At 64.1% G+C, this 23,967-nt stretch carries 25 protein-coding genes and 1 tRNA gene; 10 read left to right on the forward strand and 16 right to left on the reverse strand.

Features of this window, described 5'->3' with window-relative positions:
* From Q0Q48_RS05825 to Q0Q48_RS05835, 3 genes are read right to left on the reverse strand one after another with little or no spacing between them, the layout of a single operon-like run.
* Window positions 1-237, reverse strand: a complete 237-nt coding sequence (locus Q0Q48_RS05825) for a hypothetical protein (protein ID WP_295135418.1) — start codon at window positions 235-237, stop codon at window positions 1-3.
* On the reverse strand, window positions 237-2,594 hold the full coding sequence (locus tag Q0Q48_RS05830; RefSeq protein WP_295135420.1) for a hypothetical protein: 2,358 nt from the start codon (window positions 2,592-2,594) through the stop codon (window positions 237-239). Before Q0Q48_RS05830 ends, Q0Q48_RS05825 begins: the two co-directional genes overlap by 1 nt.
* Window positions 2,595-2,597: 3 nt before the next feature.
* Window positions 2,598-4,340, reverse strand: coding sequence for a hypothetical protein (locus Q0Q48_RS05835; protein WP_295135423.1), 1,743 nt, complete (start codon window positions 4,338-4,340; stop codon window positions 2,598-2,600).
* 3 nt (window positions 4,341-4,343) lie between these two features.
* On the opposite strand from Q0Q48_RS05835, the gene Q0Q48_RS05840 reads away from it, so the two are divergent.
* The 5 genes from Q0Q48_RS05840 to Q0Q48_RS05860 all read left to right on the forward strand — a co-directional run bounded on the left by Q0Q48_RS05840 (window position 4,344) and on the right by Q0Q48_RS05860 (window position 7,977).
* Complete coding sequence (locus Q0Q48_RS05840) at window positions 4,344-4,829, forward strand: hypothetical protein (protein ID WP_295135426.1); 486 nt, start codon at window positions 4,344-4,346, stop codon at window positions 4,827-4,829.
* 35 nt (window positions 4,830-4,864) lie between these two features.
* Window positions 4,865-5,251: a hypothetical protein gene (locus Q0Q48_RS05845; RefSeq protein ID WP_295135429.1), complete on the forward strand. Its 387-nt coding sequence runs from the start codon at window positions 4,865-4,867 to the stop codon at window positions 5,249-5,251.
* Between the two features lie 223 nt (window positions 5,252-5,474).
* Window positions 5,475-6,038, forward strand: a complete 564-nt coding sequence (locus tag Q0Q48_RS05850) for a glycosyl hydrolase 108 family protein (protein ID WP_295135432.1) — start codon at window positions 5,475-5,477, stop codon at window positions 6,036-6,038.
* The gene (locus Q0Q48_RS05855) at window positions 6,038-6,487 is read left to right on the forward strand and encodes a hypothetical protein (RefSeq protein ID WP_295135434.1); all 450 of its coding nucleotides are present in this window, start codon (window positions 6,038-6,040) and stop codon (window positions 6,485-6,487) included. The genes Q0Q48_RS05850 and Q0Q48_RS05855 overlap by 1 nt, the downstream gene beginning before the upstream one ends.
* Before the next feature lie 401 nt (window positions 6,488-6,888).
* Window positions 6,889-7,977 carry an SRPBCC family protein gene (locus Q0Q48_RS05860; RefSeq protein ID WP_295135437.1) on the forward strand — a complete coding sequence of 363 codons (1,089 nt, stop codon included), beginning with the start codon at window positions 6,889-6,891 and terminating at the stop codon, window positions 7,975-7,977.
* Window positions 7,978-8,975: 998 nt separating this feature from the next.
* Here Q0Q48_RS05860 and Q0Q48_RS05865 read toward each other — a convergent pair.
* Window positions 8,976-10,223 carry a Stf0 family sulfotransferase gene (locus tag Q0Q48_RS05865; protein ID WP_295135439.1) on the reverse strand — a complete coding sequence of 416 codons (1,248 nt, stop codon included), beginning with the start codon at window positions 10,221-10,223 and terminating at the stop codon, window positions 8,976-8,978.
* A 62-nt stretch (window positions 10,224-10,285) separates the two neighbouring features.
* Here Q0Q48_RS05865 and Q0Q48_RS05870 point away from each other — a divergent pair, with 62 nt between their 5' ends.
* Window positions 10,286-10,939 carry a hypothetical protein gene (locus Q0Q48_RS05870; RefSeq protein WP_295135442.1) on the forward strand — a complete coding sequence of 218 codons (654 nt, stop codon included), beginning with the start codon at window positions 10,286-10,288 and terminating at the stop codon, window positions 10,937-10,939.
* A gap of 88 nt (window positions 10,940-11,027) precedes the next feature.
* On the forward strand, window positions 11,028-11,375 hold the full coding sequence (locus Q0Q48_RS05875; protein ID WP_295135445.1) for a hypothetical protein: 348 nt from the start codon (window positions 11,028-11,030) through the stop codon (window positions 11,373-11,375).
* A gap of 307 nt (window positions 11,376-11,682) precedes the next feature.
* On the opposite strand, the gene Q0Q48_RS05880 is transcribed toward Q0Q48_RS05875, so the two are convergent.
* The 3 genes from Q0Q48_RS05880 to Q0Q48_RS05890 all read right to left on the reverse strand — a co-directional run bounded on the left by Q0Q48_RS05880 (window position 11,683) and on the right by Q0Q48_RS05890 (window position 13,267).
* Window positions 11,683-11,961 (reverse strand): hypothetical protein, encoded by a 279-nt coding sequence (locus Q0Q48_RS05880; RefSeq protein WP_295135447.1) that lies wholly within the window; start codon window positions 11,959-11,961, stop codon window positions 11,683-11,685.
* Between the two features lie 169 nt (window positions 11,962-12,130).
* Window positions 12,131-12,206: transfer RNA gene (locus tag Q0Q48_RS05885), tRNA-Glu, on the reverse strand.
* A 56-nt stretch (window positions 12,207-12,262) separates the two neighbouring features.
* On the reverse strand, window positions 12,263-13,267 hold the full coding sequence (locus Q0Q48_RS05890) for a methyltransferase (protein ID WP_295135449.1): 1,005 nt from the start codon (window positions 13,265-13,267) through the stop codon (window positions 12,263-12,265).
* Between the two features lie 74 nt (window positions 13,268-13,341).
* Between Q0Q48_RS05890 and Q0Q48_RS05895 the strand changes: the two genes are divergently transcribed.
* On the forward strand, window positions 13,342-14,145 hold the full coding sequence (locus Q0Q48_RS05895; protein ID WP_295135452.1) for a class II aldolase/adducin family protein: 804 nt from the start codon (window positions 13,342-13,344) through the stop codon (window positions 14,143-14,145).
* 3 nt (window positions 14,146-14,148) lie between these two features.
* Here Q0Q48_RS05895 and Q0Q48_RS05900 read toward each other — a convergent pair whose 3' ends face one another.
* From Q0Q48_RS05900 to Q0Q48_RS05940, 9 genes are all read right to left on the reverse strand, one after another.
* Window positions 14,149-14,616, reverse strand: a complete 468-nt coding sequence (locus Q0Q48_RS05900; RefSeq protein ID WP_295135454.1) for a DUF3828 domain-containing protein — start codon at window positions 14,614-14,616, stop codon at window positions 14,149-14,151.
* 17 nt (window positions 14,617-14,633) lie between these two features.
* Window positions 14,634-15,467 carry a phytanoyl-CoA dioxygenase family protein gene (locus Q0Q48_RS05905; RefSeq protein WP_295135457.1) on the reverse strand — a complete coding sequence of 278 codons (834 nt, stop codon included), beginning with the start codon at window positions 15,465-15,467 and terminating at the stop codon, window positions 14,634-14,636.
* Complete coding sequence (locus Q0Q48_RS05910; RefSeq protein WP_295135460.1) at window positions 15,464-16,603, reverse strand: hypothetical protein; 1,140 nt, start codon at window positions 16,601-16,603, stop codon at window positions 15,464-15,466. Before Q0Q48_RS05910 ends, Q0Q48_RS05905 begins: the two co-directional genes overlap by 4 nt.
* A 63-nt stretch (window positions 16,604-16,666) precedes the next feature.
* Complete coding sequence (locus Q0Q48_RS05915; RefSeq protein ID WP_295135463.1) at window positions 16,667-17,632, reverse strand: antibiotic biosynthesis monooxygenase; 966 nt, start codon at window positions 17,630-17,632, stop codon at window positions 16,667-16,669.
* A complete protein-coding gene (locus tag Q0Q48_RS05920; RefSeq protein WP_295135466.1) occupies window positions 17,629-17,751 on the reverse strand; it encodes a hypothetical protein in 123 nt (40 codons plus the stop codon). Before Q0Q48_RS05920 ends, Q0Q48_RS05915 begins: the two co-directional genes overlap by 4 nt.
* 134 nt (window positions 17,752-17,885) lie before the next feature.
* Window positions 17,886-18,068 carry a hemin uptake protein HemP gene (locus Q0Q48_RS05925; RefSeq protein ID WP_295135468.1) on the reverse strand — a complete coding sequence of 61 codons (183 nt, stop codon included), beginning with the start codon at window positions 18,066-18,068 and terminating at the stop codon, window positions 17,886-17,888.
* Window positions 18,069-18,158: 90 nt separating this feature from the next.
* On the reverse strand, window positions 18,159-20,456 hold the full coding sequence (locus Q0Q48_RS05930) for a molybdopterin-dependent oxidoreductase (RefSeq protein WP_295135471.1): 2,298 nt from the start codon (window positions 20,454-20,456) through the stop codon (window positions 18,159-18,161).
* Between the two features lie 7 nt (window positions 20,457-20,463).
* Entirely contained in the window at window positions 20,464-21,510 is a 1,047-nt protein-coding gene (locus tag Q0Q48_RS05935) for a low specificity L-threonine aldolase (RefSeq protein ID WP_295135474.1), read from the reverse strand.
* 30 nt (window positions 21,511-21,540) lie between these two features.
* Window positions 21,541-21,879, reverse strand: coding sequence for a DUF6476 family protein (locus Q0Q48_RS05940; RefSeq protein WP_295135477.1), 339 nt, complete (start codon window positions 21,877-21,879; stop codon window positions 21,541-21,543).
* A gap of 9 nt (window positions 21,880-21,888) precedes the next feature.
* On the opposite strand from Q0Q48_RS05940, the gene Q0Q48_RS05945 reads away from it, so the two are divergent.
* Together Q0Q48_RS05945 and rpoH are read left to right on the forward strand one after the other, a co-directional pair.
* On the forward strand, window positions 21,889-22,860 hold the full coding sequence (locus Q0Q48_RS05945; protein ID WP_295135480.1) for an RluA family pseudouridine synthase: 972 nt from the start codon (window positions 21,889-21,891) through the stop codon (window positions 22,858-22,860).
* A 144-nt stretch (window positions 22,861-23,004) separates the two neighbouring features.
* The gene (gene rpoH / locus Q0Q48_RS05950) at window positions 23,005-23,925 is read left to right on the forward strand and encodes an RNA polymerase sigma factor RpoH (protein ID WP_295135481.1); all 921 of its coding nucleotides are present in this window, start codon (window positions 23,005-23,007) and stop codon (window positions 23,923-23,925) included.
* Window positions 23,926-23,967: the final 42 nt, after the last annotated feature.

The following is a 23,967-nucleotide window of genomic DNA, read 5'->3' on the forward strand; positions in this document are numbered from 1 at the left end:
TCACGATTCCTCAACGTCCAGCGGAGCCGGAAAGGCAGGATCAGCCGAATCCAACTGGGGCAACGATCCCAACAGGGACCAATGCGGCTCATGGGCGGGATCGCTCAGGACCTCCAGTCCAAGGATGTGCGCGGAACCAGTACGCTCGATAGGGTTCAGCGCAGCGGCCGGATTCGATTCAGACGGACCACGCACCAAGTCGGCCTGAGCCGACGTAAAGATAATGAACATCGCCATCAGACCTGCGCTCCCACCGCCGTTGCCCATGCTTGGACGTTGTTGTAGCGGGCGAGGCGCTGGGTAGCGTCAAGGGCCGCGCCCCACGCGACGTATCCGACAGAGGCAGCGCGGGGCTGCGACAGGACGCCAGAGGCGTTGGTGCCGCCGACGTAGAAACTGTGCGACGGCAGCGATGCGCCGAGTGCCGTGTGCGGCGCGGTCTGCACGAGGTCGACACCGTTCTTGGCACCATAGACATCGTTCACGGTAGCGCCGTTGCGGCCGAACTGGGTTAGTCCTGCGCTTGTCAGGGGACTGAGCGTGTAGACCGCGCCGACACCGGAAACGTCGCGACCAACCTCAGTACCGACACCTCGATTGAGGTCGCGATTGATCTGCTTCTGCATGAACGCGACCGGGAATGCCTTGAACTGCATGATGAATCGCATGAGTTCGCCGGTCAGCGTACCCGGAGGCAGGCCGCCAGTGATCACGGACCGGGTCATCGCGCCGGGATCGGTGATGGATTCGCGAGTCTGATCGATGAAGTAGGTGCGCCACGTCTGTTCGAAGTCATCCCGGTAGCGGGCGATCTCCGCAGGGGTAGCGTCGGGCTTGCCCATCATCGCCATGATCGTATCGTCGGCTTCGTATCGAATCGCATCCGACACGGTCATGTGCCGTCCGTTCTGTTCCACAGTATGGGCGCGAGCGTAATCCCAATGGGCTTCGGTGATCCCATAGCGACCAAGCGTTAGCTTCAGCCGGTCGGGAAGATCGGCGAGGGTGGTATCCTTGTAGAAGCCCAGTGTCGCAGACAGGTCGCGTGTGGTCTGAGCCGACATGACATCGGTCCACCAGCGTTGCCCGTTTACGATCTGGCTCCAGCGAACCCACTTCGCCATGCGTCCGGTAAACTGGTCGCCTGCGCTGACCCGGGCGGCGATGTCACCGATCACGCCATCACCGAATGCACCAATGCGGTGTAGGAGTTCGCGTTGCTCCAAGTCAGGGCGACCACGAACAAGGGCAGCGATTGACTGGGCGTGTGTCTCGAACGGATTCAGCCCGTTCCATTGAAGCGTACCAGCCCGGGAGAAGATGTCACCGAACTGGGATAGGACACCGTTCACGAGTTTCGTGATTGTCATGTATCCACGGGTATTGCGACCGAACGAGGCGAGTCCCGCATGCGCGGTGATGTTGGCGCTTCCATCAATCTGATCGAATCCAGACATGATCAGCTTACCGGACATGCTCTTACCGCTGAGAGTCATGACCTGATCCTGATCACCGCGAGCGAAGGCACGACCGATCAGTTGCTGGCGATCCGCTTCGAATGCAGCACGGGGATTCGGTCCCCAAATCTTCATCAGTCCTACATCGCGGCCGACATTCTTCAGGTGCTGACTGATCGTCTCGAACAGCGAGCCATTGCCGTATCGCTCATGATACTCGAACCACGCCTCAGCCGATTTGAAGTGCAGGGATCGTTCCTGCGACGCACGCTTGGCGATGTTCTGGGTTCCACCTGTGAATCCACCAAGCCAATCGGATTCGCCAGCCTTGAGGTGTACGCCGGTCGAGAGTGCGTTCCATTCGTTGGTGAACCATTCGGCACGCGCAGCCGGTGTTGCCTCGACATCATCGAATGTCCGTTCGTCCAGTCGATCAGCAATGAACTGCTTCCATGCATTGAAGTCTTCCGGCTTGCCCTTGCCTCGAACCTTCCCTGCATTGTGGGATTGCGGAGCGATGAACCCGGATACTTGTCGCGTGTATGCGCCCTGTGCATTCCGACGATTACGGGCGATGTCCATGTACTTGTTGATAATCTCAGCCATCTGAAGCGCCTTCGCGTTCCCGGTCGGGGCATCGGTGCCACCATTGAGGCGAGCCATTTCCTTTGCTACGGCCAAGTCCAGATCACGATCACCACGGCGAAGAAGCTGGTGCAGGCCAGCCCGTTCCAGTTCGATATCGAGGGGAGACAGGAGGCGATCCTGTTCCGCATAGATCAAGGCCTCGGCCGACTTGCCCCAACCAAAGGTCGGTCCTTCCTTGCCGATGGTCAGGGCCTGCAACGCACCGGCTTCATCCGTTGGGTTCGTGTCATAGAACGTGAACCGGTCCTTCTTGCGAAGCACTGCAATCTTGCGCTGGCGATCTGCGATCTTCGCGGCCAGCTTCTCCTCATCCTGAATCTTGGCGATGGCTTCTAGGATCGTACTGGGATCGTCGGCGAATGCCTTCTGTGCACGGCGAATCTCCGCGACCTTGGACACGACCTGTTTCACCATGCCATCGATTTCGAGTTCGGAGAGTTCCGGTGCTGCAGACTTGATCGCAACCCGGCAGGTATCTGATACGGCCATCCTTTATGTACCCCCGCGCAAGCATCCGGCGATCCGGTCGAACACAGAGGCCCGTGCCTCGGCCTGTGCGATCTCTGCCTTTCCTGCGTCGAGTTCCGCCTTTGCTTCCTTCGGTAGTTCACCCACGGAATCGACGGCTGCGATCTGCTTGTCCAGTTCGGCGATCTCGCGATCCAAGATCGTGGCCTCTGTCTGTCCACCCTCGCGACGGATCGATTCCGCCTCACCCCGGATCGCGGCGTACTGGGTGTTCGCCTCGGCCAGTACCTTCAAGTCTGCATGCGATGACAGCACGGGAGGGTTCAGCTTGTCCCGGAGCCATTGATCGTACTCACGATCAAACACGGCACGTGCATCGGTGATAGCCTGTGCTTCATCCCGAATCATCGTCGGCACATCACGGGACTGGGCGAACTCAACCTGATCCGGGGCACGCTTGGCGGCCAGCAGTTCCCGAGAGGTAGCCCCTTCTACAAGAGCGTACTGCACGCGACCGCCGTCAGAGTAGGGGATCACAGAGTATTCGCGACCCGTGCCGGTAACGGGATCGATGTCCGGTCCATCCTTGAGCACCTGTTGATCGAGCCAACGCTTTGCCTGTCGCTCGTTCGGGAACAGCATCGGACTTCCATCGGTCTTCCGAACGGGTTCCATCTTGGACTCAGCCCGGAGGATGAATCCGTTCGGCGTCTCGACGATCTCCGGCCGAATACCATCCTCGCGCTGTATACGGTTCATCGCATTCTCTGCGCGCTTGCGTGTGGTGAACGTCATCAGTTCATCGTTGCGAGCGATCATCGGCACGAACGACCCATTTCTGTCAGGCATCGGGTGAGGGACATCCGGGGCGGATCGAAGACCACCGCCCATGTCTCGAACCACGGGATCGGGAACGAATGGACCCATGGCGTTATCGAAGCGGGCCTTCACCATCTCGTAGGGGGTGAGGTTCAAAGTGCCGCCCAGTAGATGTTCGCGTAGCGCCAGATCAGCACGGACCGGACGACCTTCGATGACGGACACCAAAGCATCACCGGCCATTGCGCGCTTCGTTTCGAGGGGGGCGTCGTCGATGATCTTGCTGATACCGAACAGGCGATCCTTGGCGATCCCACCGCCGATGTGCAGGCCACCACCCAATACGCCGCCGAAGATGACGTTCTGAAGTGAGTCGGCCATCGTGTAATCGCGTTGCTCGGCCTGACTGAGCCCGTAGACAAGCGGCTCAAGCATCGCCGCACCAACGGCACCCTCCGTAACGCCGACGATTCCACGCGTGGCCATGCGTGATCCAATGGTGGCGAGGATCGAAGCAAAGCGAGCCTCACCAACAACGGGGATGAATGCCGAGAGTATATTCAGAGGATCGACTACCGATGCGCCCAGACCCACGGCGAGCCGCGCGGTGCCTTGCCAGAACCCACCAGCACCACGGCTGACTATGTCCTGCCTCAACAGTTCATCCCTCTTCAGGCCCTGAAGTTCCTTGGCCTCGCGTTCGCGAACTGGTTGATCCCATCCGAGTAGACGCTTGCCGTTTGAGGTGATCCCGTACTTGGAGTTTGCCTCCTCGGCGGTGAGGAGAGGGCTTTCGACGTAGTACGGGTTCGCGACGGTAACGCCCTGTTCTGGATTAACGATCCGGAACTCAACGACGGCACCGGCGACAATTCGAAGATGGTCGGCTGCATCATGCGGCGGAACAAGGTCACCGCCAGCGCCGCGGCGGGTGCGGGCGGTTTGCATGGGATGTTCGGCGGGCATTGCCGCGATCTGCAGTCCTACGACAACGATGTCAGGGCCGGCGGCCTGAACTACGTCTACAAGAACCTCGACGGCGACCTCGATAGCCACGACAATAAGGCGCAGGGCTACACGTCGTCTGGCTTCCTGTTCAAGAGCGTGGTGGGGGGCCGCAGCTACAACGACATGCCGACGGCCACGGCGGCCTCCGGCAGCGCGCCGGCCATCTCGCTTTCGCGGGATATCGCCGGCGGCGGTGCCTACACCAGCGGGCTCGCGATCGACACCAACTTCTGCCTCAACAACGGCGCCACCGGCGCGAAGTTCGTGAGCATCGAAGCGGGCTGCAGCGGCACCTTCACCTACAATGCGTTCACGCAGAACGCCGGCAGCCTCAATGCCAACCCGTTCAACGCCGGCGCGACGAATTACGCGAGTTTTGGAGCGTGGAAGGCCGCCGTCGGCACGACCGACGCGGCGAACTTCGCCTAGCGCCGGCGACGGAACTCGGGAGCGGGAGGGCTTGGATGCTGGCAATCGCCGACTGGATCCTCGATCGGGTCGATACGCTGGCCTTGTGGCTGGTGCCGCCGTCGATGCTGGGCGCGTTCTTCGGGGACGCCTTCCGCAAGGACGTGCTGACGCCGCGGCAGCGGTTCGCCGCGTTCGCCCTGTCGGTGGCTATCAGTCCGCTGGCGGGCATGGCGGCCGGGAAGGAGTGGGGCTGGCACCCCTATACCTGCGGCGTCATCACCATCCTCGCCGCGGTGCTGGGCACCGACATGATCGCCCTGGTGGTGTCGATGGTGCGCGAGTTCCGCAGCGACCCCTGGGGCACCGCGGGGAAGAGCGCCGACGCCATCAAGAAGATCGCCGACGCCCTGCTGGCCTTCGTGCCGTGGAGGGCGAAGTGAGGGTCGGCGAGATCGTCTTCATCCTCTTGGCCCTCGCGTTCCTATGCTGGCGGGTGCGGCGGGCCGGCCGGCCCAAGGGGCCCGCCCGGTAAGCGACGGGCGAACGGCGTTCGCCAAGAGCGACGTCAGACTGCTTCAACACCCTCATTCAGTCTGCACTGTGTGAGCTCACGGGCCTGGTTACACGCCCTGCCGCTCACCAGTGCTTTCCGGAGGAATGCACTTGGATCGCATTTCCGAGATGATCGAGCGCGTCCTCATCCGCGAGGGCTGCGACACCTACACCGACGATCCGAGCGACGCCGGCGGCCCGACCAAGTGGGGAATCACGCAGGGCGCGCTGGCGAAGTGGCGCGGCCGGCCGGTGTCGGCCGCCGAGGTTCAGGCGCTGGGCAAGGACGAAGCCGTCGCCATCTACCGCCGGGACTACATGGCGCCGTTCGAGACGATCGAGGATCCGGCGCTGCTCGAGCTGCTGTTCGACTTCGGCGTGAACCACGGAGTGGGGCGCGCGGCCGAGGCCGTGCAGACCGTCCTGCAGCGCATCGGCTACTACACAGGCGCCATCGACGGCGCTTTTGGCCCGAAATCCCGTGAGGCCCTGGCCAAGGTCCAGAACGACGCCGCGCTGTTCTACGCGGTGAAGTGCGAGCGCCTCGAGGCCTACATGCGCTATGCCGGCCGCGTGCCGGCCAACGTCGTCTATCTCGGCGGCTGGGCGAACCGGAACGACCAGTTCGAGAAGCGCTTCGCCGATGCCGGCGGCAGCACCGTGAGTGCTGCCTGATGCCGGCCATCCTCGCCCGCAACCCGCTCGCCAGCGGCCTTGGCATCGCCACCACGCTGCTGGCCATCCTTCTCGGTGTGCAGACGGTGCGCCTGGCTTGGAGCGAGCGCGAGACGGTCGCCGCAGAGCGGGCCGTCGATGCCGAGAAGCTGAAGCACGCTGACTTCAAGACTGCCCTCGCCGAGAAGTCGCTCGAGGTCGAGCGAGCCGCAAAGGCCCGTTCCGACGCCGGCATCAAGGAACTCGCCGAGGAGGTCCGCAGCGTCGGCCTCGTCGCCACCCAAGCCAAAACGGAGATCCGCCTTGTGCCAGCTTCGAACGGCGGTCCGTGCGACCGCGATCCTGCTTATCTCTCAATGCTCAACGGCGTGTCTGCAATCCTCGCCGCAGGAGGTGCCGGTCGTGACAAAGGTCAAGCCGGGTCCGGAGCTGCTGCGAAAGTGCGATAGGCCCCTGCAGCCCGACCCAGCGAAGGGCGTCGCCTACAACGGCGAGGTCATGATCGACATCGCCGCCAAGGGCGAAGAGTGCGCGGTCCGAATGAGTGCGCTAGTCGATTGGTTCGAGTGATAGCAGGTACCCGTCGATCGACGACGACTGGTGGATTTGTGTGCGCGGCGTCTTCAGGCCGTCGACAAGCGGCTGAGCGTTCCCAGCCGTCGGTCTTCGCTTTTTAGCAGCGGTCCAAGTACGATAGTCCAACAGAAGCAGGGCCAAGGTTATTGCGGTGGACGAAACGAGATGGGAATGCCCATTATCACCGATAATGCGCTAGCCTGCTATTCGAACATGAAGCCGGATGATGGCCCTTCGAGGTAGTGACACTTTCGCCGAGGATTGGGCTAGATCATTGACCGATCCGCAGGCGTTTGCCTATGAGCAGCGCCGTCTGGCCTTTGTTTGGACGTTCCTCGGATTTACTGGCGATGTTGCAAATGAGGGAGACTGGTTTCGTGCGTCATTAGCGACGCGGTCGGTTTTCGTGCAGCGGTTTGGAGCTGAGCTCAGAGGCTTCGAAAATGTGTGCGCGCATCGCTTCTACCCGTTGCGAACCGAGGAAAAAGGCAATGGCCCGATAGTCTGCGGCTTTCACCACTGGCGATATGACGTTGACGGCAAAGTGATCGGAATCCCAGTATGTCAGCAGCAGTTTGGCACCGTATCGCGCGCCTTGGGCGCACACCTCAATCAAATAGAGGTGGCGACCTGTGGTACGCTCATCTTCGGCCGCTTTCCGGCTTCAAAGAAACGGGAATCGCTCTTAGAATACTTAGGCATTGGCTTTCCAATCCTCGAAGCTCTGTCGCGACCTGAGCGTAAGCCGCTTGCCCTCTCAACGCGGCTCAAGGCGAACTGGAAGCTCGCTTTCCACATCTCGCTCGACGACTATCACCCCGTTGCCATTCATCCTAGGACGTTTGGCCGGGAGGGATACGTAAATCGCGAGAATGTTGGCTATTTCCGATTTGGCGCCCACAGCGCATTTCTAAATACGAAGAGAGCAGTGGCTTTGGAAGAGATGGCTGCGGCCTGCGCGGACGGCTCCTTTCAGGCAAACCGCTACAGTATTTTCCAGATTCTCCCGAACTTTCTCATCGCCATGTTCCGGTCGGACGGCAACTTCTTTCACTGTTGCATCCAGCACTTCATTCCGGTTTCGAACGACGAGTCCATCTTACGGTCATGGGTGTACCCGGCCCCCTTCCCAGTTAACTCCCCTTGGCTTGTCCGCTCGACGAGGTGGTTGAGCGATATTGTCCGCAATCGGCTGGTCGTGCACTACGCCAGGCAAGTCATGCGCCAAGACAACCAAGTCTGCGAGCGGCTGCAGGAGGTCGCTCATCAAGTTGGCAGGCCACCCTATTTGGCCGCATTGGAGGAGCGGATCGGCTGGTTTGAACAGTCTTATCTGGAGCTCGTTGGAGGAAGTGAGGAGTGAAAAGCCGGGTGGACGCGGCCCGAGCGCTTCTGAAGACGTCCAATGTCGCGATCGAACGCCGGCACAGGAACCAGCATTTCGGGTTACGATCCCTGATCGTAAGCGAGGGTCGAGAAGCTCAGGAGGTTTCGGCGCTCTGTCGCGCGACCGTTCATCTTGCGCCTCGATGCGCCCCGTTTTCCGCACTGCCCTAGGGGCTTGTCATCAGGCGATACGGCCGGCATGGACCCAGTCGCGGAAGGTCTAACCCCGGCCGGGCTCGGTGGTATCGGGGTGGCGCACCAACATCGCATGCCAAGTGTAGGCTATAGGAAGACACGCGGGCTCTTTATCGAGCTTTAATAATCCCGTTCTCAACGAGGTCCGAAACATCCAACGAGCGTCCACTCGGGTGCCTTAGGATGAACCCCGGCTTGTCCATTGCTCGCGAACCTTGCAAAAAAGGCGGAAGCCCGGTCTGCATGCCCTGATAGGTTCCGATGTCGACTTGTTCCCCGCTGCATGTCCGGCATGCCTGTGTGACTTCGAAAAGCTTCGCCCGTATCGCCATGCCTGAAACCCTCCATTGATGCAGATCGGTTTTCTGAATGGCCATTGGCCTCCTTATCTTGGCCGAACTTCGCACGCCGTAGCGGGGCGTCTCAACCCCGCACTGGTTGCGATTTCACCCCTCGAATGGTCGGAAACTGGGCAATCTTGAGGTTAGCGGTCGCGGCGAGGGATCCCGACAGCCGGATTGCCGCCTCCGCCCTGGACGTGCTGCCACTGAACTTCGGGGTACGCGCGTCCTTTTGTCGAGGCCTCTTGCCTGGGAAAACACAGAATCTGGGCGTGCCGTCAGCAACAACGGCGGCGTGAAGACGCCGCATACCGACCGTTGAGGGGCCCGTCTTGGGCGTTTCCTCCCTAAACTTGCCCGTCCCGGTAAACCCGGAGCGGGCGCTTTTTGCGTTTCTGGGCCAAGAATGTCGGTTTAGGGGATGGCGGCGGCGCCAGCTCTATCCGGGTCGATCGGCCGGCGGATCCTTCGGCTGGAGTAGCACGATGTCGTAGCGGCGGCCGTTGCGGTTGGGATCGGAATTGTCGGACGTCGAGAAATAGAGATCGTCCTTCCAATGCGAGTAGGCCCCGGTGCCCCGGCTCCTGATGATGGCATGGCCCGCATGGGCCGGGCCGAGGGGCCTGTCGTTCTCGTAGAGCAGGAGCGTCGAGCGCTCCTTGGCCTGATCGCCATCGGCCAGCCGCGCGAAGAGTTCGCCCTGCGCCGTATGGCGCAGGCGGTAGAGCCAGCAGAAGCCCTGCTCGTTTTCGAAGCCGTCGATCGGGACGCGCAAGGCAACTTCGGATTGCCCTGCGCCGGCGGCGGATCGCGGCGGCGGCGAGGTTCCGGCCGGCGCCGGCGCCGCCAACAGGAGCTCGCGCGAGGCCCGTCCCTCCCTCAGCCGGAACTGCATCTCCTCCCGGAACGCCGCTTCGAGCCGGCGATTGAGGTCGGTGCCCTGCTCGCGCGGCACGCGGTCCGGATCGATAGAGGCGCGTGGCGTGTCGGGCAGACCGAGAAAGCCGGCAATGCGCCCGAGCTCCTCTTCCGGCGCGCCGCGCAGATCCTCGAAGGTGATCCTGAGCGGCGTGATGCCGAACAAGGCAACGAAGCGGTCGAGCCACTCGCGGGCCACGAAGACTCGGTCGATCCGGGTGGAGACCGCCGCGAAGGTCAGGTCAGAGTACTCGAGAGATCGCGTCGGCTGCAGATCGGCGCGATAGGCGCCGGTCATCTCGGCCAGCAGCAGCGATATTGCCTGGCGGATGACGTTGCGGCGCGAGAGATGGATGAAATTCCACTCATGGATATGCGCCGGGAATTCGCCGATCTCGAAGAGCAGCATCAGCGCCTGCATATGCGCCTTGGTGCAGAGGATGCCGTTGGGCAGGCGGCGGCAGAGTGCGGCCATGAATACCGCGGGGTCCTGGCCTTCGCCGATGTTGTGGCCGCGCGAAACCGACGACTCGCGGTTCAGGTATTCATGGGCGTCGATTCCCAGGCCCCGCAGCAGACCCGAGAGGTATTCGCTGCCCGACCGGCTGGTCGCCAGCACGATGACTCGCTTGCGCAGCTTGCGCAGCTGGCGATGGCAGTCGGTGTCGGCCGCCGTGCCGCGGCGGATATGCCGGGAAATTGGGAAGGCAAGGGCACGGTCGAGATCTGGATCGGCGCGCGCCATGGTGGCGGCAAAATCATCGGCCATGACGTCTCCATGCCAAGCAGGCACGTTTCTGATAAAAGCCGGGTCGGGCTTCGTCAAATCAAATGGGAATCGCGCTAATGCCGGTGTGGGAAGACAGTGCCGACAGTGTCCACGATCACGGCCACAGGGATTCCGTCGGCGGTCTTTGGGACGAGATCGGCCGTCTGCAGCTCGACTTTCTAGTGCAGCAGGGCTTGCGGCCGGAAGACGTCGTAGTCGACGTCGCGTGCGGCTCGTTGCGCGGCGGCGTGCATCTGATCCGCTATCTCGAGCCCGGCCATTATCTCGGAATCGACAAGAAGATCGAGCTGGTCATCTACGGCGTGGGTGCCGAACTCGGCCTCGATACCTATCGCGAGAAGCGCCCGCGCTTCGTCATTTCCGACCGCTTCGACTTCGATCGCTTCGAACGCCGCCCGAATTTCGGCATCGGTCAATCGATCTTCACGCATCTGGCGGCCGAGGACATCATCTTGTGCCTGCGCAAGTTGCGCCTGCAGGCCGCCGACGGTTGTCGCTTTTTCGCCTCCTACCGGGACGTCCCGAGCGCTCGTGAAAATCCGCCGAGATCGCATTCCCATGAAGTCTTCGACTATACGCGGGATCAGATGACGGGGTTTGCCGCCGAAGGTGGCTGGACGTTCGACTATATCGGCGACTGGAAGCACCCGCGGCATCTGAAGATGGCGGCGTTCACCCCGCGTCCTGCCGGCTGAGCCACCACCGGACCACCAGAGCTCGCGCGCGACCTCTAGGGGCCGGGGCCTCGAGCGGCTGGCTGCTCGACCGGCGGCGATCTTCGCCATGGTGCTGTTCGTCTTGGTCGCGATGTCGGCCGGCGCGGCGATGGAGCACGATCCCTACAGCGACTGGAGGCAGCCCGGCAGCGGGCATAGCTGCTGCAACAGAATGGCGCCGGACCGATCGACGAGCGACTGCCGGCCGATACGGGCGCGGCTCGACGGGAATGGCGTCTGGTGGGTGTTGCTCGATACCGGATGGAAGCCGGTGCCGCGCGCGAGGATCCTGCACCAGGCCTCGCCCGATCTCAGCAGCCACGTCTGCGCCAACCTGACGACCGAAGAGATCTACTGCTTTGTGCCGGGCCCGCAGGGGTCCTGCCGCTGCACGACAAGGCGATGCCGGTGCTGATTCGCACGAAGGACGAGGCAGAGCAGTGGCTCGAGGCGCCGGCCGCGTCTCGATCCCGGACTCCGCGATCCAGCGTTGCATCGCCTCGGCCTGCGCCGCGGTTGCGAAGCCATAGAGGCGGAACTCGATATCGGCGGGTGCCCAGCCGGCGACGGCATACCATCCGGTCGGTCCGGCGATGCGGTCGGCGGCGGCCTTCAGCTCGGCCTGGTCGGCCGGGCGGAACGGCTCTGTACGGTGCAGGCGGGCGACGTGGGGCAGGGCCTTCACGCGAGCGGCGTGGCTGTTCGTACTGCGGCGGGCCATGCTACAGGCCCCAGAAGCCGGGCAGGGCGCGATAGTCGCCGGTCTCGACGACCCAGCTGTTGAACGGGCCGGCCAGCGCGACCCGGGCCTGGCCGACGATCGTGAACGCGCCGTCGCCGTCCTCGGTCTCCTGGCCGATTATGAGGCGATCGAGCCCGCACTGCAGGGTGGTGAAGCCGACCAGATGGCGCCGGCTGGTGACCTGGTCATAGACCGGCGACCAGCCGGACGGGTGCCACGAATCGAAGTCGGTGAAGGCGGCGGAAGGCGCGTCGAGCATGGGGAGGTCCTCGTCCAAACGGGAGGAGAACGATATAGGAACTTGTCCCCCAATCTTCCCCCACCACCCGGGCATTTCGGTGCCGTTTCGTGCCGTTTCACGACACTTATCCACACGTCCCCGGCGAGCCAGGAACCGCGAAAAGTCTTTGTTTATCAGGGGTTAAGCCTGGCGCTCCCTACGGGATTCGAACCCGTGTTTTAGCCTTGAGAGGGCCACGTCCTAGGCCTCTAGACGAAGGGAGCATAGGGCCAGAGGCGGACTGATAGTCGAATGGCCGCGCCGACGCAACCCCGCTCGTTCAGCCGGGCTTCCGGCCGGCGATCCGCGACAGGACGCCGGGGACGAAGGGGTGGACGGCCACGTCGGCGAAGCCTGCACCCTGCAGGTACCCCTTCACCTCCGATTCGGTGTGGGCGAGGCCGGTGCTGTTCTGGATGGCCTCGTTCAGGCCCCACAGCGCAGCCGAGAGGGGGCCGCTGCGGTCGTCGTGCAGGGTCTCGCCGATCAGATGCATCTCGCCGCCCGGGACGAGGGCCTCAAAGGCCTTGGCGACGACCCGGCGGATCAGGGCGGGCTCGTATTGCGGCAGGTTGCTCGCCATGACGACGACATCGACGCCCTGCGGGAAGGCGGTCTCGGTGAAGTCGCCGGGCAGGATGCTGACGCGGTCGTCCGCGCCGTTGGCTTCGATATATTCCTTGGCCACCACGGTAACCGGCGGCAGGTCGAGCACGATCGCCTTCAGGCCGGGATAGGTCTTCGTGGCGACGATGCTGTAGGCGCCGGAGCCGCCACCGAGATCGAGCATCATTTTGCGGCCCGAGAGGTCGACGCTGCGGCTGAACAGGCGGGCGGCGCCCATGCCGATCGAATAGGTCGCGGCGTGATAGCGCCTTGCGTCCTCGACGGTGAAGTCCACGTAGGCGCCCAGCCGGTTCTCCTGGCTGTCGCGCAGCCGCTCGGAGAGCTCGCCGAACGCCTTCCAGCGTGGCTTGGTGAACAGGATCCACGGACCCGCGTAGCGCTCGCCGTCCTTCACCAGGAAGCGCTGGACGTCGGGCGCGTTGGTGAATCGTTCGCCGTCGCGGGACAGCAAGGTCATGGCGGCCAGCACGGTCAGCAGCCGCTCGGCGTTGCGCTCGGAGAGGCCGACGGCCTTCGCGACGGTCGGGATGGTGTCATGTCCATGGGCGATCGCGGTGAAGATCTCCAGTTCGACCGCGGCCATCAGCGCGGCACTCTCCCAATAGGCCTGGGCGATCTTCTGCAACCGTGTCGTGTCGAGGCGTTGGCTTCCGGTCATTCTGGCGTTTCCTCCATTGTTGCCCGAGCATAGCGCGCAGGCCTAAGCTTCGTCGCCGCCGCTGGAGGACCGCCATGGACATGCCGATCGCTTCCGACCTGCCGCTCACCGGCATCGACGTGCATTCCCTGCCGCCAGCCGACGGCGAATGGGTGCTGCGCCGCCAATTGGCCGCGGCTTACCGGCTGGTGGACCATTTCGGCTGGACCGAGCTGATCTATGGCCATCTCACCGCGCGGGTGCCGGGCGAGGCGCCGCACTTCCTGATCAATCCCTATGGGTTGAACTACGACGAGGTGACGGCCTCGAACCTGGTCAAGATCGACCTCGACGGGAAGATCGTCGAGCCGAGCCCCTATCCTGTGAACTATGCCGGCTTCGTGATCCACTCGGCGGTGCACATGGCCCATGCCGAGCGCCACAAGGTGGTGATGCACACGCACACGCGCGCGGGCATGGCGGTCTGCGCGCTGAAGGACGGGTTGCTGCCGGTGTCGATGGTCGCCACCGCCTTCCATGGCAAGCTCTCGTACCACGACTATGAAGGCCCCAGCCTCGACCTCGACGAGCGCGCGCGCCTGCTGGCGAACCTCGGCGACAACCAGGCGATGATGCTGCGCAACCATGGGCTCCTGACCACGGGCCGTTCGGTACCCGAGGCGTTCCTCCGGCTCTACCGCCTGGAGCGCGCCTGCCAGATCCAGCTCGATGCGGCCGCCGCCGGGACGCTCAACGTGCTGGGCGACAATCTGGCGGCCAAGTCGGGCGCCGACATGGACCGCTTCTCCGAGATGGAATCCGCGGTGGGCATCGGCGACCTGGAATTCGCGGCGCTGGTTCGCAAGCTCGACAAGGTCGACACCGGCTGGCGCCACTGACGATCACTTGAGTTTGTAGAGCGCCTTGAGGGAGCCGCTGGGCGCCTTGATGTCGGCGATGCGCCAGCCTGCGGGCGTTCTCACGAGCTCCAGCACGATCCGTTTGGCTTCGTCGAAATTCTGGAACGATACCCGGGCCGTCGCGGTATCGCTGTCCGTCGTCACATCGATCGAGAGCTTCGATATTTCCCAGTCCTGGGCATCGATGAAGGGGTCGCCGTTCAGGGTCGGCACCTCGTTCCGGCGTCTGGCTTCGCGATTGTCGCGATCGATGGCCTCGGCAAGGGCCGGAACGAAGAACCGCGCGACATTGCCGTAAGGCTGTCCCTGGAAACCTTTGGCGAGATACGGCTGGTAGAGATTCTCCACGAAGGCCTGCGCAGTTGCCTGGGCCATCGCGTCGGTCCCGCTCAGACAGGTCGCGATCCCGCCACCCAGCAGGAAGCGGCGGCTCAATGTGTTGGAGTTCAAGTCTTCCTCCTGCCGGACTATGTGCTGAAGGTCGTACGGTCAGTACCCGAGTAGAGGGCCTTGGCCGATCGCTCGACGGCCTCGCGGTGGGTGGCGAGAGCCTCGGCGTCCAGATCGGCCTTCGGGGCCGGCTCGGGATCGAAGTGCCCATAGGGGTCGTGTCCGCGAACCAGGGTTGCCGAATCGCGCACCTTGAGCTGGCGGACGTGGGGCGGGATGTAGCGCAGGGCCAGGCCGATGCGTCGGTCATCGGTGGTATTCGGCCCCAACGCGTGGGCCAGCAGCACATGGTGGAGGGACATCTCGCCGGCCTTCAGCGGGACGTCGACTCCGGCGCCCTCGGGCACATCGACGGCGATCTCCTGGCCGCGGCTCAGGAGATTGTTCTCGTCAAACGTATCGCGGTGCTCGAGCTGCTTCCCGAGATGGCTGCCCGGCCAGAACCGCATCGCGCCGCTCTCGACGGGCGCGTCGGCAAAGGCCACCCAGGCGGTGATCACCTCATCGGTGCTGAGGCCCCAATAGGTCGCATCCTGGTGCCACGACACGAAGGAGGACGACCGCGCTTCCTTGATGAAGAAGGTGCTGCTCCAGCAGAGGATATCCGGCCCGATGACATCCTCCACCGCATCGAGGATGGCGGGGTGCCGCGCGAGTTCGTTGGCCCAGGTGAAGAGCAGATGCACCTTGTGCCGCATGTTTCCGGCGATCGGTCCGCCTGTCGCGCGTTCGTGCGCCTCCAGGCGGTTGCGGCAGGCGCGCGCCTCCGCGGCGGAGAGGACGCGAACCGGAAAGTGAAAGCCGTCGCGGCGGTAACGCGAGACTTCGTCGGCATTGAGACGCGTGTTCATGGATTCCCTCCTGCTAGGGGAGGCGGACCGCGCTGCTCGGCGGCACGCATCCCCTCCCTGGGCGCCTTCTTCGGCTTCCTGGCGAGAAACGCCTCGGCCCGCCGCAAGGCATAGACTAGGCGTCTGTTGTCGGTCTGGGCGACCTGCTCGGGGAACTCGGTCTTGATCAATTCGAGATAGGCTCGTGCCGCCACCCGGCCCTGGAGCTTTCGGATCAGACGCACCTTCGAGAGCGCCATGAAGAAGCGGCGGGCAGGATCGGCGGAGCGTTGCATCGCAATGCTGGCAAGGCGCAGCTGTTCGGCCGGCGGCACGTCGTTCTCAAGCCCGTCCAGGACGCCCTGGGGTATCTGCTTCGTGCACAGGAAAACGGCGCTGGAGCCGATTTCGCCGACGAACTCGAAATAGTCCGCCAGGGCTTCCTGATGGGTCTTGATCCAGGGCAGCTCCTCGAAGAAGTAGTCCTGGTGAACCACCAGCGAACGCCCGGGGATCAGCTTCGAATGGAACCGCTGAAAGGCGCGAAGGCTGAGGGCGGGCGTCTTGAGAATGTCCAGGAACAGGATTTCCACCGGACATTCGATGTCGGTGGCGTCCATGAAGTCGCCGATGCGAAGATCGACGAGGTCCTCCACGGGGGCGATGTTGCGGCGCAGTTCGGATTCGAACGACTCGCCCTGGGCGGCGGAAAAGGCGAGGCCGTGTCTCTCGAAGAAGTCCGGCATGTTGGGGTTCACGATCGCCCTCTCGTACGAAACGATCGGCTGTGGCCACTTCCCGATGATCTCCTGCCGGTGAGGGTTCGAGCGAAAGCCTTCGCCGAAGCAGCGTGTCGATGCGCCGAGGAAAATCCCGGCGTCCACGATGATGCCCTTGCCGGCGTAGTACCGGTTGGCCAGCCCGAATAGAAACTGCCTCTCCGCCATGGACATCATGGACGGCGTTTCGAGGCAGGATGGCGGCAGCGGACTCACCAGCGGTGCGAAGGCGGCATTCAACCGGATCGTCTGCAACGGCCTGGCGGGCGTCAGAATTTCGACCTCGGTAGACCGGGCCAGCTGTCGATCGGTCCGCACCGTCGTGGCGACCGCCGCCATTTTCCCCAGGATCTGTTTCGCCCCGTACAATAACGCCATGATCGCTCCCGGGCCGATGTTACCCGAAGGAGACACCGTCTTGCCGGCCGGTGCAACTCGGTCTCAGAAAAGGTGCAGGAACACGAAAACCATCGCCGCGTAGGCCGCCGAGATGAAGGCGGCACCCAGGAGGTTGATGCGCACCTGCCGGCCGGGCGCGGGACGCAGCCACCATCCGAAGCGACCGGCGACCCAAGGCACGAGGAAGCCCGTCAGCCCCACGCTGACGATGTTGCCGAGGAAGAGGGAGGCCGCGAAGGGCAGGCCGAACAGGCGGTCGAGCAGCGGCGTGCCCACGAAGTGCCCGAACAGGAACACGATCGGGTAGAGCATCAGCAGGACGAGCATGTCCATCTTCCACACCGGCAGCGGTCCATCCGCGGCGGCGGCGTCCCGGAACCACTGCTCGAATCCCGAGCTGGCGGTGCGCGCGTGGGTTTCCTCGGTGAGCGGCTCCGCTTCCGCGATCAGGGCCTGGCGAACGGGCGAATTGAGCCAGGCCTTGAGGTTGGCCTCGGTATCGAAGCGCAGGATGGCGATGAAATCCTCCTGTACGCCCGGCACGGGAGGCTCGAAGCGATAACCCTGAAGTCCCGGCGCCCTGGATTGTGCGGCCGCGATCTTGCGGACCCAGGCAAGGTACTCCGCTTCCTTGCCGGGTTTGACCCGGGTGGAAATGATGGTGGAGACGGGTGCTGGCCCGATGCCGCTGGCCTCGTCCTGGACGATATGCACGTCGTCGCGGCCGACCAGCATCGGCGCGGCGCCCGCGATGCGCTTTTGGCGTTCGGCCGATCCCAGCCAGCGCTGGGCGTCCGCCAGGCTGGCGAAGCGCTGCAGGATGACCCAATCGACCTGGAGAGGCGGGTTGGGCGGCAGGAGCCGCTGCTCGAGGAAGCCGGCAAACTGGCTGATGGTGCTGCTGGTCTCACCCTGCCAGCGGGCGAACTCCTCGTTATGCTCTGGCCGCACGCGTGTCTGCGTGACGATGGTGACGCTGGGCGCAGGGTTGGGCACGTCGGTCTTCACGACTGCGGCATGTCGGCGTAGGCCGGGATGCGTCGTGCCCCACGGCCGAATGATCGTGGATTGGGCGAGGTGAGGGCCGTGGCGGCGATGGCGCCGTTCGGCAGATGTCGCCTGGACAATCCTGTCTCTGCTGAACGATGCTGCTCTGGCCCGTCCAGCCCTGAAATTCTTGCCACCCTGTACTTCCCAAACCATCTCCCCGGGAGAGAGATTAGCAGTTCCGGGGACGGCGGGCAGGTTGCGGCCGGAAGGCCTACTTCGTGAGGATCAGCTTCTCCGATGCGGTCACTCGCAGCCTGTAGGTACTGGCGCCGTGACGGATAAGCAGTTCACGGCGGCCGGCCATGAGCTGGCTGCTTTCGATGCTGTCGGCGTCGCGCTCGGTCTTTACGCGGGAAGCGTCACCTGCAGAATGCAACTGCATCATCTGACTCATCGTCGCCTCGCTTGGTTTATTGCAAGTCATTCGCATTTGCATATTAAACGACAGCAATGTCAATGGTGAAGCGAAGCGAGAGAAGCGATTTCAGCGAGCCGAGAAGCCTGGAAGCTGGTGCGCGGTCACCGCCGGAGGGACGCCGTCGAAGCGCTCGATCTCTACCAGGCAGGTCTGCGCGATGCAGCCCTGGCTGAGTTTCGAGGCGCCGATGTCGAGCGTCAGAGCGTTGGGATTGCCGTGCTTCTCCAGCGGCGTGTTCGAGCCGGAATCCTGCGGGTCGAACCAGGCGCCGGTCGAGAGCCGGACCACGCCGCGGCGGATGCGGTCCGTCAGCCGTGCCGAGGCGAGGCAGGCGCCGCGGTCGTTGAAGACGCGCAGCAGGTCACCGTCGGCGATGCCGCGCGCGGCGGCATCTTCGGGATGCATCGTGACCGGCTGGCGACCCTTCACCTTTGTCGCCCGGGCATGCGGACTGTGGTCGAGCTGGCTGTGCAGCTTGTCGGCCGGCTGGTCCGACAGCATGTGCAGCGGATAGTGCTCGGCCTTCTTCGAACCCAGCCACTCGATCGGCTCCATCCAGGTCGCATGGCCGGGGCAGTCGTCGTAGCCGAACGAGGCGATCTTCTCCGAGAAGATCTCGATCCTGCCCGACGGCGTCTTGACGGGATGCGCCGCCGGATCGGCACGGAACTTCGCAAGCATCACCGGATCGGTGTTCTCACCCGGTACCTTGGTGATGCCGGCTTCCCAGAACTCCGCGAACGAGGGTAGGTCCACGCCCATCCTGGCCGATTTCTGGCGACCTTCCTCGTACATGTGGGCGAGCCACTGCATCTCGTCTCGGCCTTCGGTGTAGACATCTGCGGCACCCAGACGGCGGGTGATCTCCGAGAAGATCCAGTAGTCGTCGCGCGCCTCGCCGATCGGCTCGCGCGCCTTCTTCATGGCGATCAGGAAGGGCTCACGGCGCGCGTAGCCGATATCGTTGCGCTCGAGGCCGGTGGTCGCGGGCAGCACGATGTCGGCCATCTTCGCCGCCGGCGTCCAGAACTGCTCATTGAAGATGATGGTCTCCGGCTTCTGCCACGCCATCCGGAGGCGGTTGAGGTCCTGATGGTGATGGAACGGATTGCCACCGGCCCAGTAGATCAACTTGATGTCGGGATAGGTGATGTCGCGGCCGTTGTACGAAATCTTGCCGCCCGGATTGAGCAGCATGTCGGTGAAGCGCGCCACCGGGATGAAGTCGGAGACCGCATTGGTACCCTGTGACAGCGTCGGGCCCGAAAGCAGCGGCGCCGTACTGCCCATGCCGTTGGTCGGCCCGTAGCTCGCGCCGAAGCCGCCGCCCGGCAACCCGATCTGCCCCAGCATGCAGGCGAGCGTTACAAGTGCCCAGAAGGGCTGCTCGCCGTGATGCGAGCGCTGCAGAGACCAGTTGATGTTCACCGTGGTGCGTGTCGCCGCCATCTCGCGCGCGAGCGCGCGGATGCGCACGGCAGAGATGCCGGTGATCTTCTCGGCCCATTCCGGAGTCTTGTCGGCCAGCGACGGCGCGAACCTGTCGAAGCCCACGGTGCAGCGGTCGAGGAATTCCCTGTCGTAGAGCTTCTCGGTGTAGAGCACGTGGCAGAGCGCCAGGATCATGGCGGCGTCGGTGTTCGGCCGGATCGCCAGCCACTCGATGTCGCCACCGGTGTCGAGGTCCTCGGCGGTCGGTGTGATGTTGATGAAGCGGACGCCCTTGGCGCGCATGCCATAGAGGCCGTCCTTGAGGCGATGCACCATCGCGCCGCCGGCGCTGATCTGCGCATTCTTGTGCGGCGCGCCGCCGAAGGTGACGAACAGCTTGCAATGCTCGGCCAGCACCTCCCAGGTCGTGTGCATCGCCATCAGGTCTTCCATGCTGGCAACGACATGCGGCATCAGCACGCGTGCCGCGCCCAGGCTGTAGGAATCCTGGTGGCGGACATAGCCGCCGAGAGCGTTCAGGAAGCGATGGACCTGGCTTTGCGCGTGATGGAAGCGGCCGGCGCTCGACCAGCCGTAGGAGCCGCCGAAGATCGCGCGGTTGGAATAGGCGTCCTTCACGCGCTTCAGTTCGCCGGCGACCAGGTCGAGCGCCTCGTCCCACGGCACTTCGATGAAGGGTTCCTGTCCGCGCGTGTCGGTCGCGGCGCCCGGCCCCTTCTCCAGCCAGCTCTTGCGGAAGGACGGCCGGCGCACGCGCATCCGCGCCACCTCGTCGGACAGCATGTGCAGGCCGATCGGCGAGGGATCTGGATCCTTCGAGAAGGGATGAAGCTTCGTCGCCTGCCCCTTGTCGTCGTATTCGACTTCATAGACGCCCCAGTGGGCGGCCGTCAGGGTACGCTGATGGGTCATGGCACGCTCACGCTGCTTTTTTGGCGATACTCAGGAAGCGGTCGACGGTCGTCTGCTCGGTGTCGAAGGCGGTGACGAGGCGGTAGGCGCGCTCGCCGGGCCGGTCCGACGGCCAAGGGTGATACTGCGCCCCCTCGGACTGGAGCGCATCATGCATGCGCGGCGGCAGGATGACAAAAATTTCGTTGGCATCGACCGGGTAGAGGAGCTGCGTGCCCTTGAGGGTCGTCAGGCCGGCGACCAGCCGGCGCGCCATGCTGTTGGCGTGACTGGCGTTGGCGAGCCACAGTCCGTCGGTCAGGTAGGCCTCGAGCTGTGCCGACAGGAAGCGCATCTTGGAAAAGAGGTGTCCGCTGCGCTTGCGACGGAACTCGAATTCGCGGGCGAGATCGGGATCGAAGAACACCACGACTTCGGCGGCGAGCGCGCCGTTCTTGGTGGCGCCGAGGCTCAGCACGTTGACGCCCGCCATCCACGACAGCTCGGCCGCCGAACAGCCAACAAAGGCGAGGGCGTTGGCAAAGCGCGCGCCGTCCATGTGGAGCTTGAGCCCATTACGGTGGGCCGTCGTGGCGATCGAGGCGACCTCGTCGGGACCGTAGACGGTGCCGCATTCGGTCGCCTGGGTGATGCTGACGGCGGCCGGCTGGGGATGGTGCACGACGCCGTAGACCGGCTGGGCCAGCGCTTCAGCGAGTTTCTTCTGGTCGATCTTGCCGGCGGGGCCGGGAAGGGGGGAGAGCTTGGCGCCCGAGGTGAAGAACTCCGGCGCGTTGGCCTCATCGACGACGATATGCGCCTCGGCGTGGCAATAGATCGAACCCCAGGGTGGCGTGCAGCAGGATAGCGCCAGTGAATTGGCGGCCGTACCGGTCGCCACCGGGAAAGCCACCAGGTCGGGCTTCTCGAAGATATCGCGCAGGCGACGTTCGACCCTGTGGGTCCACTCGTCGGCCCCGTAGGACGGGGCCGTGCCGCTGCCCGAGAAGGCCCGCGTCACGGCCGCGAGGATTTCGGGGTGCGCGCCCACTTCGTTGTCGCTGCGGAAATTCATCGATCGACCTCGTCTGGTGCGTCGTTGTGCCTAGCGGCCGGCGCCCGGCGGGAATTCGATCGTGCCCAGCAGCGCGCCGCTGCGCGGGTCGACGACGTAGGCGGAAGCGGGGCCGCCCTGGGTCTCGACATGCACGACGAGGCGATCGCCGACGGCGACCATCGACACGATTCGGGCGCCGGAGGGCAGGGCGATACGTTCGGTGAAACGCCCGGCTTCCGATGCTGGCGAACGGCCGGCGTTGGGCGTAGAGATGCGCCGGGCGATCTCGGCCACGGCAACGATGAAGCCCACCACGATCAGCAGGCCCATCACGATCACCAGCACCTTCAACCAACGCGGTGCAGAGGCCTGAGCAGGGGACGCCAAGAAAACTCCATGAGCGACGCCGGTCGCCACACCGTGACCTTCGACGAGAGCGCCGCCGGCGAACGGCTGGACCGCGCGCTGGCTGCTGCTTTGCCTTCCCTGACGCGAAGCCGCGTGAAGGCGCTGATCGAGGGCCGCTGCGTAGCGCTCGCGGGAGGCCAGACGATAGAAGAGCCTTCCCGCAAGGTCAAAACGGGCGATGTCGTCATTGTCGACATTCCGGAGGCCGAACCGGCCGTTCCCCTGGCCCAGGACATGGCGCTCGAGGTCCTGTTCGAGGATGCCGACTTGCTGGTCCTGAACAAGCCGGCCGGAATGGTGGTCCATCCGGCGCCGGGAAACCCGGACCGGACGCTGGTCAACGCCTTGCTCGCCCATTGCGGCGACAGCCTCTCCGGCATCGGCGGGGTGCGGCGGCCCGGCATCGTCCACCGTCTCGACAAGGATACGTCGGGGGTCATGGTCGTGGCCAAGAACGACAGGACCCACCATGCCCTGTCGAAGCTGTTCGCCGCCCATGATCTGGAGCGCATCTACACGGCGCTGGTCTGGGGGGCACCCAAGCCCGAGCGCGGGACGATCGAGGCGGCGCTGGGCCGGCACCCGGTGGATCGCAAGCGCATGGCGGTCCGCAAGAGCGGCGGCAAGGCCGCGCATACAGAGTATTGGCTGGAGAAGCGCTTCGGGCAGCCCTTGGCCCCGATCGCCAGCCTGGTTGGCGCCAGGCTGGGTACGGGACGCACCCATCAGGTTCGCGTCCATATGGCCCATATCGGGTGTCCGGTGGTGGGAGACCCTGTCTACGGCCGCAAATCCCGCAACGGCCCTGCGCCGGAGGCGTTGAAACTGTTCCCGCGGCAGGCACTTCACGCATCCGTGCTTGCTTTTGAACACCCCACGACCGGCAAAGTGGTGCGGTTTGCCACAGAATTGCCCCAAGACTTCAGGAAGTTGGTCGGAACGCTGAACGGCGTTAAGTAAAGCCCCTAATACCCGAGGGGATTGCTAGGAATTATCTGTTGACCCGGGGTCATTCCGACTTCTACAGTCGGGTTTAGCAGTCGGGGGACGAGAGTGCTAAATGCTCGTTCACCGGCGATCCCGCGTACGAAAGGGGGAGTAGCCATGAGTGCAGCCACCGCAAACCTTCCCGCCCTGCCGTCGTCCCTGACGCCCGAGGGCAATCTCAGCCGTTACCTGTCGGACATCCGGAAGTTTCCCCTGCTGGAGCCCCAGGAAGAATTCATGCTGGCCAAGCGCTGGCGCGAGCACGGCGATACGAAAGCCGCGCATCGTCTCGTTACCAGCCATCTGCGCCTCGTGGCGAAGATCGCCATGGGCTATCGCGGCTACGGCCTGCCGGTCGCCGAGCTCATTTCCGAGGGCAATGTCGGCATGATGCAGGCGGTGAAGCGGTTCGACCCGGACCGCGGCTTCCGTCTCGCCACCTATGCCATGTGGTGGATCCGCGCCTCGATCCAGGAGTACATCCTGCACAGCTGGTCGCTCGTGAAGATGGGCACCACGGCGGCGCAGAAGAAGCTGTTCTTCAACCTGCGCAAGCTCAAGGGCCAGATGCAGGCCATCGAGGAGGGCGACCTGACCCCCGAGCAGGTGAGCAAGATCGCCACCCGGCTGGGCGTGCCAGAGGAGGAGGTGGTGAACATGAACCGCCGCCTCGCCGCGCCGGACTCGTCGCTCAACGCCCCGGTGAAGGCTGAGGGTGACATGGAGTGGCAGGACTGGCTGGTCGACGATGCGCCCAACCAGGAGGCCCGGCTGGGCGAGAGCCAGGAGCTGGGCCAGCGCAAGGGCATGCTGGCCGCGGCCCTGAAGCAGCTCACCGACCGCGAGCGGCACATCATCGTGGAGCGCCGTCTCGTCGACGAGCCGAAGACGCTCGAGGACCTGTCGGCCAAGTATGGCATCAGCCGCGAGAGGGTGCGCCAGATCGAGGTGCGTGCCTTCGACAAGCTGCAGAAGGCCATGAAGAACATGGTCGTCGAGGCCGCGGCACGGCCGACGACCCAGCCGGCGCGCGGCTGAGCGACGAGAAGCGCCGCTTACGATAGGCTCCCGGGATTGTCC

Source organism: uncultured Reyranella sp. (assembly GCF_945957355.1).
Lineage (GTDB): Bacteria > Pseudomonadota > Alphaproteobacteria > Reyranellales > Reyranellaceae > Reyranella.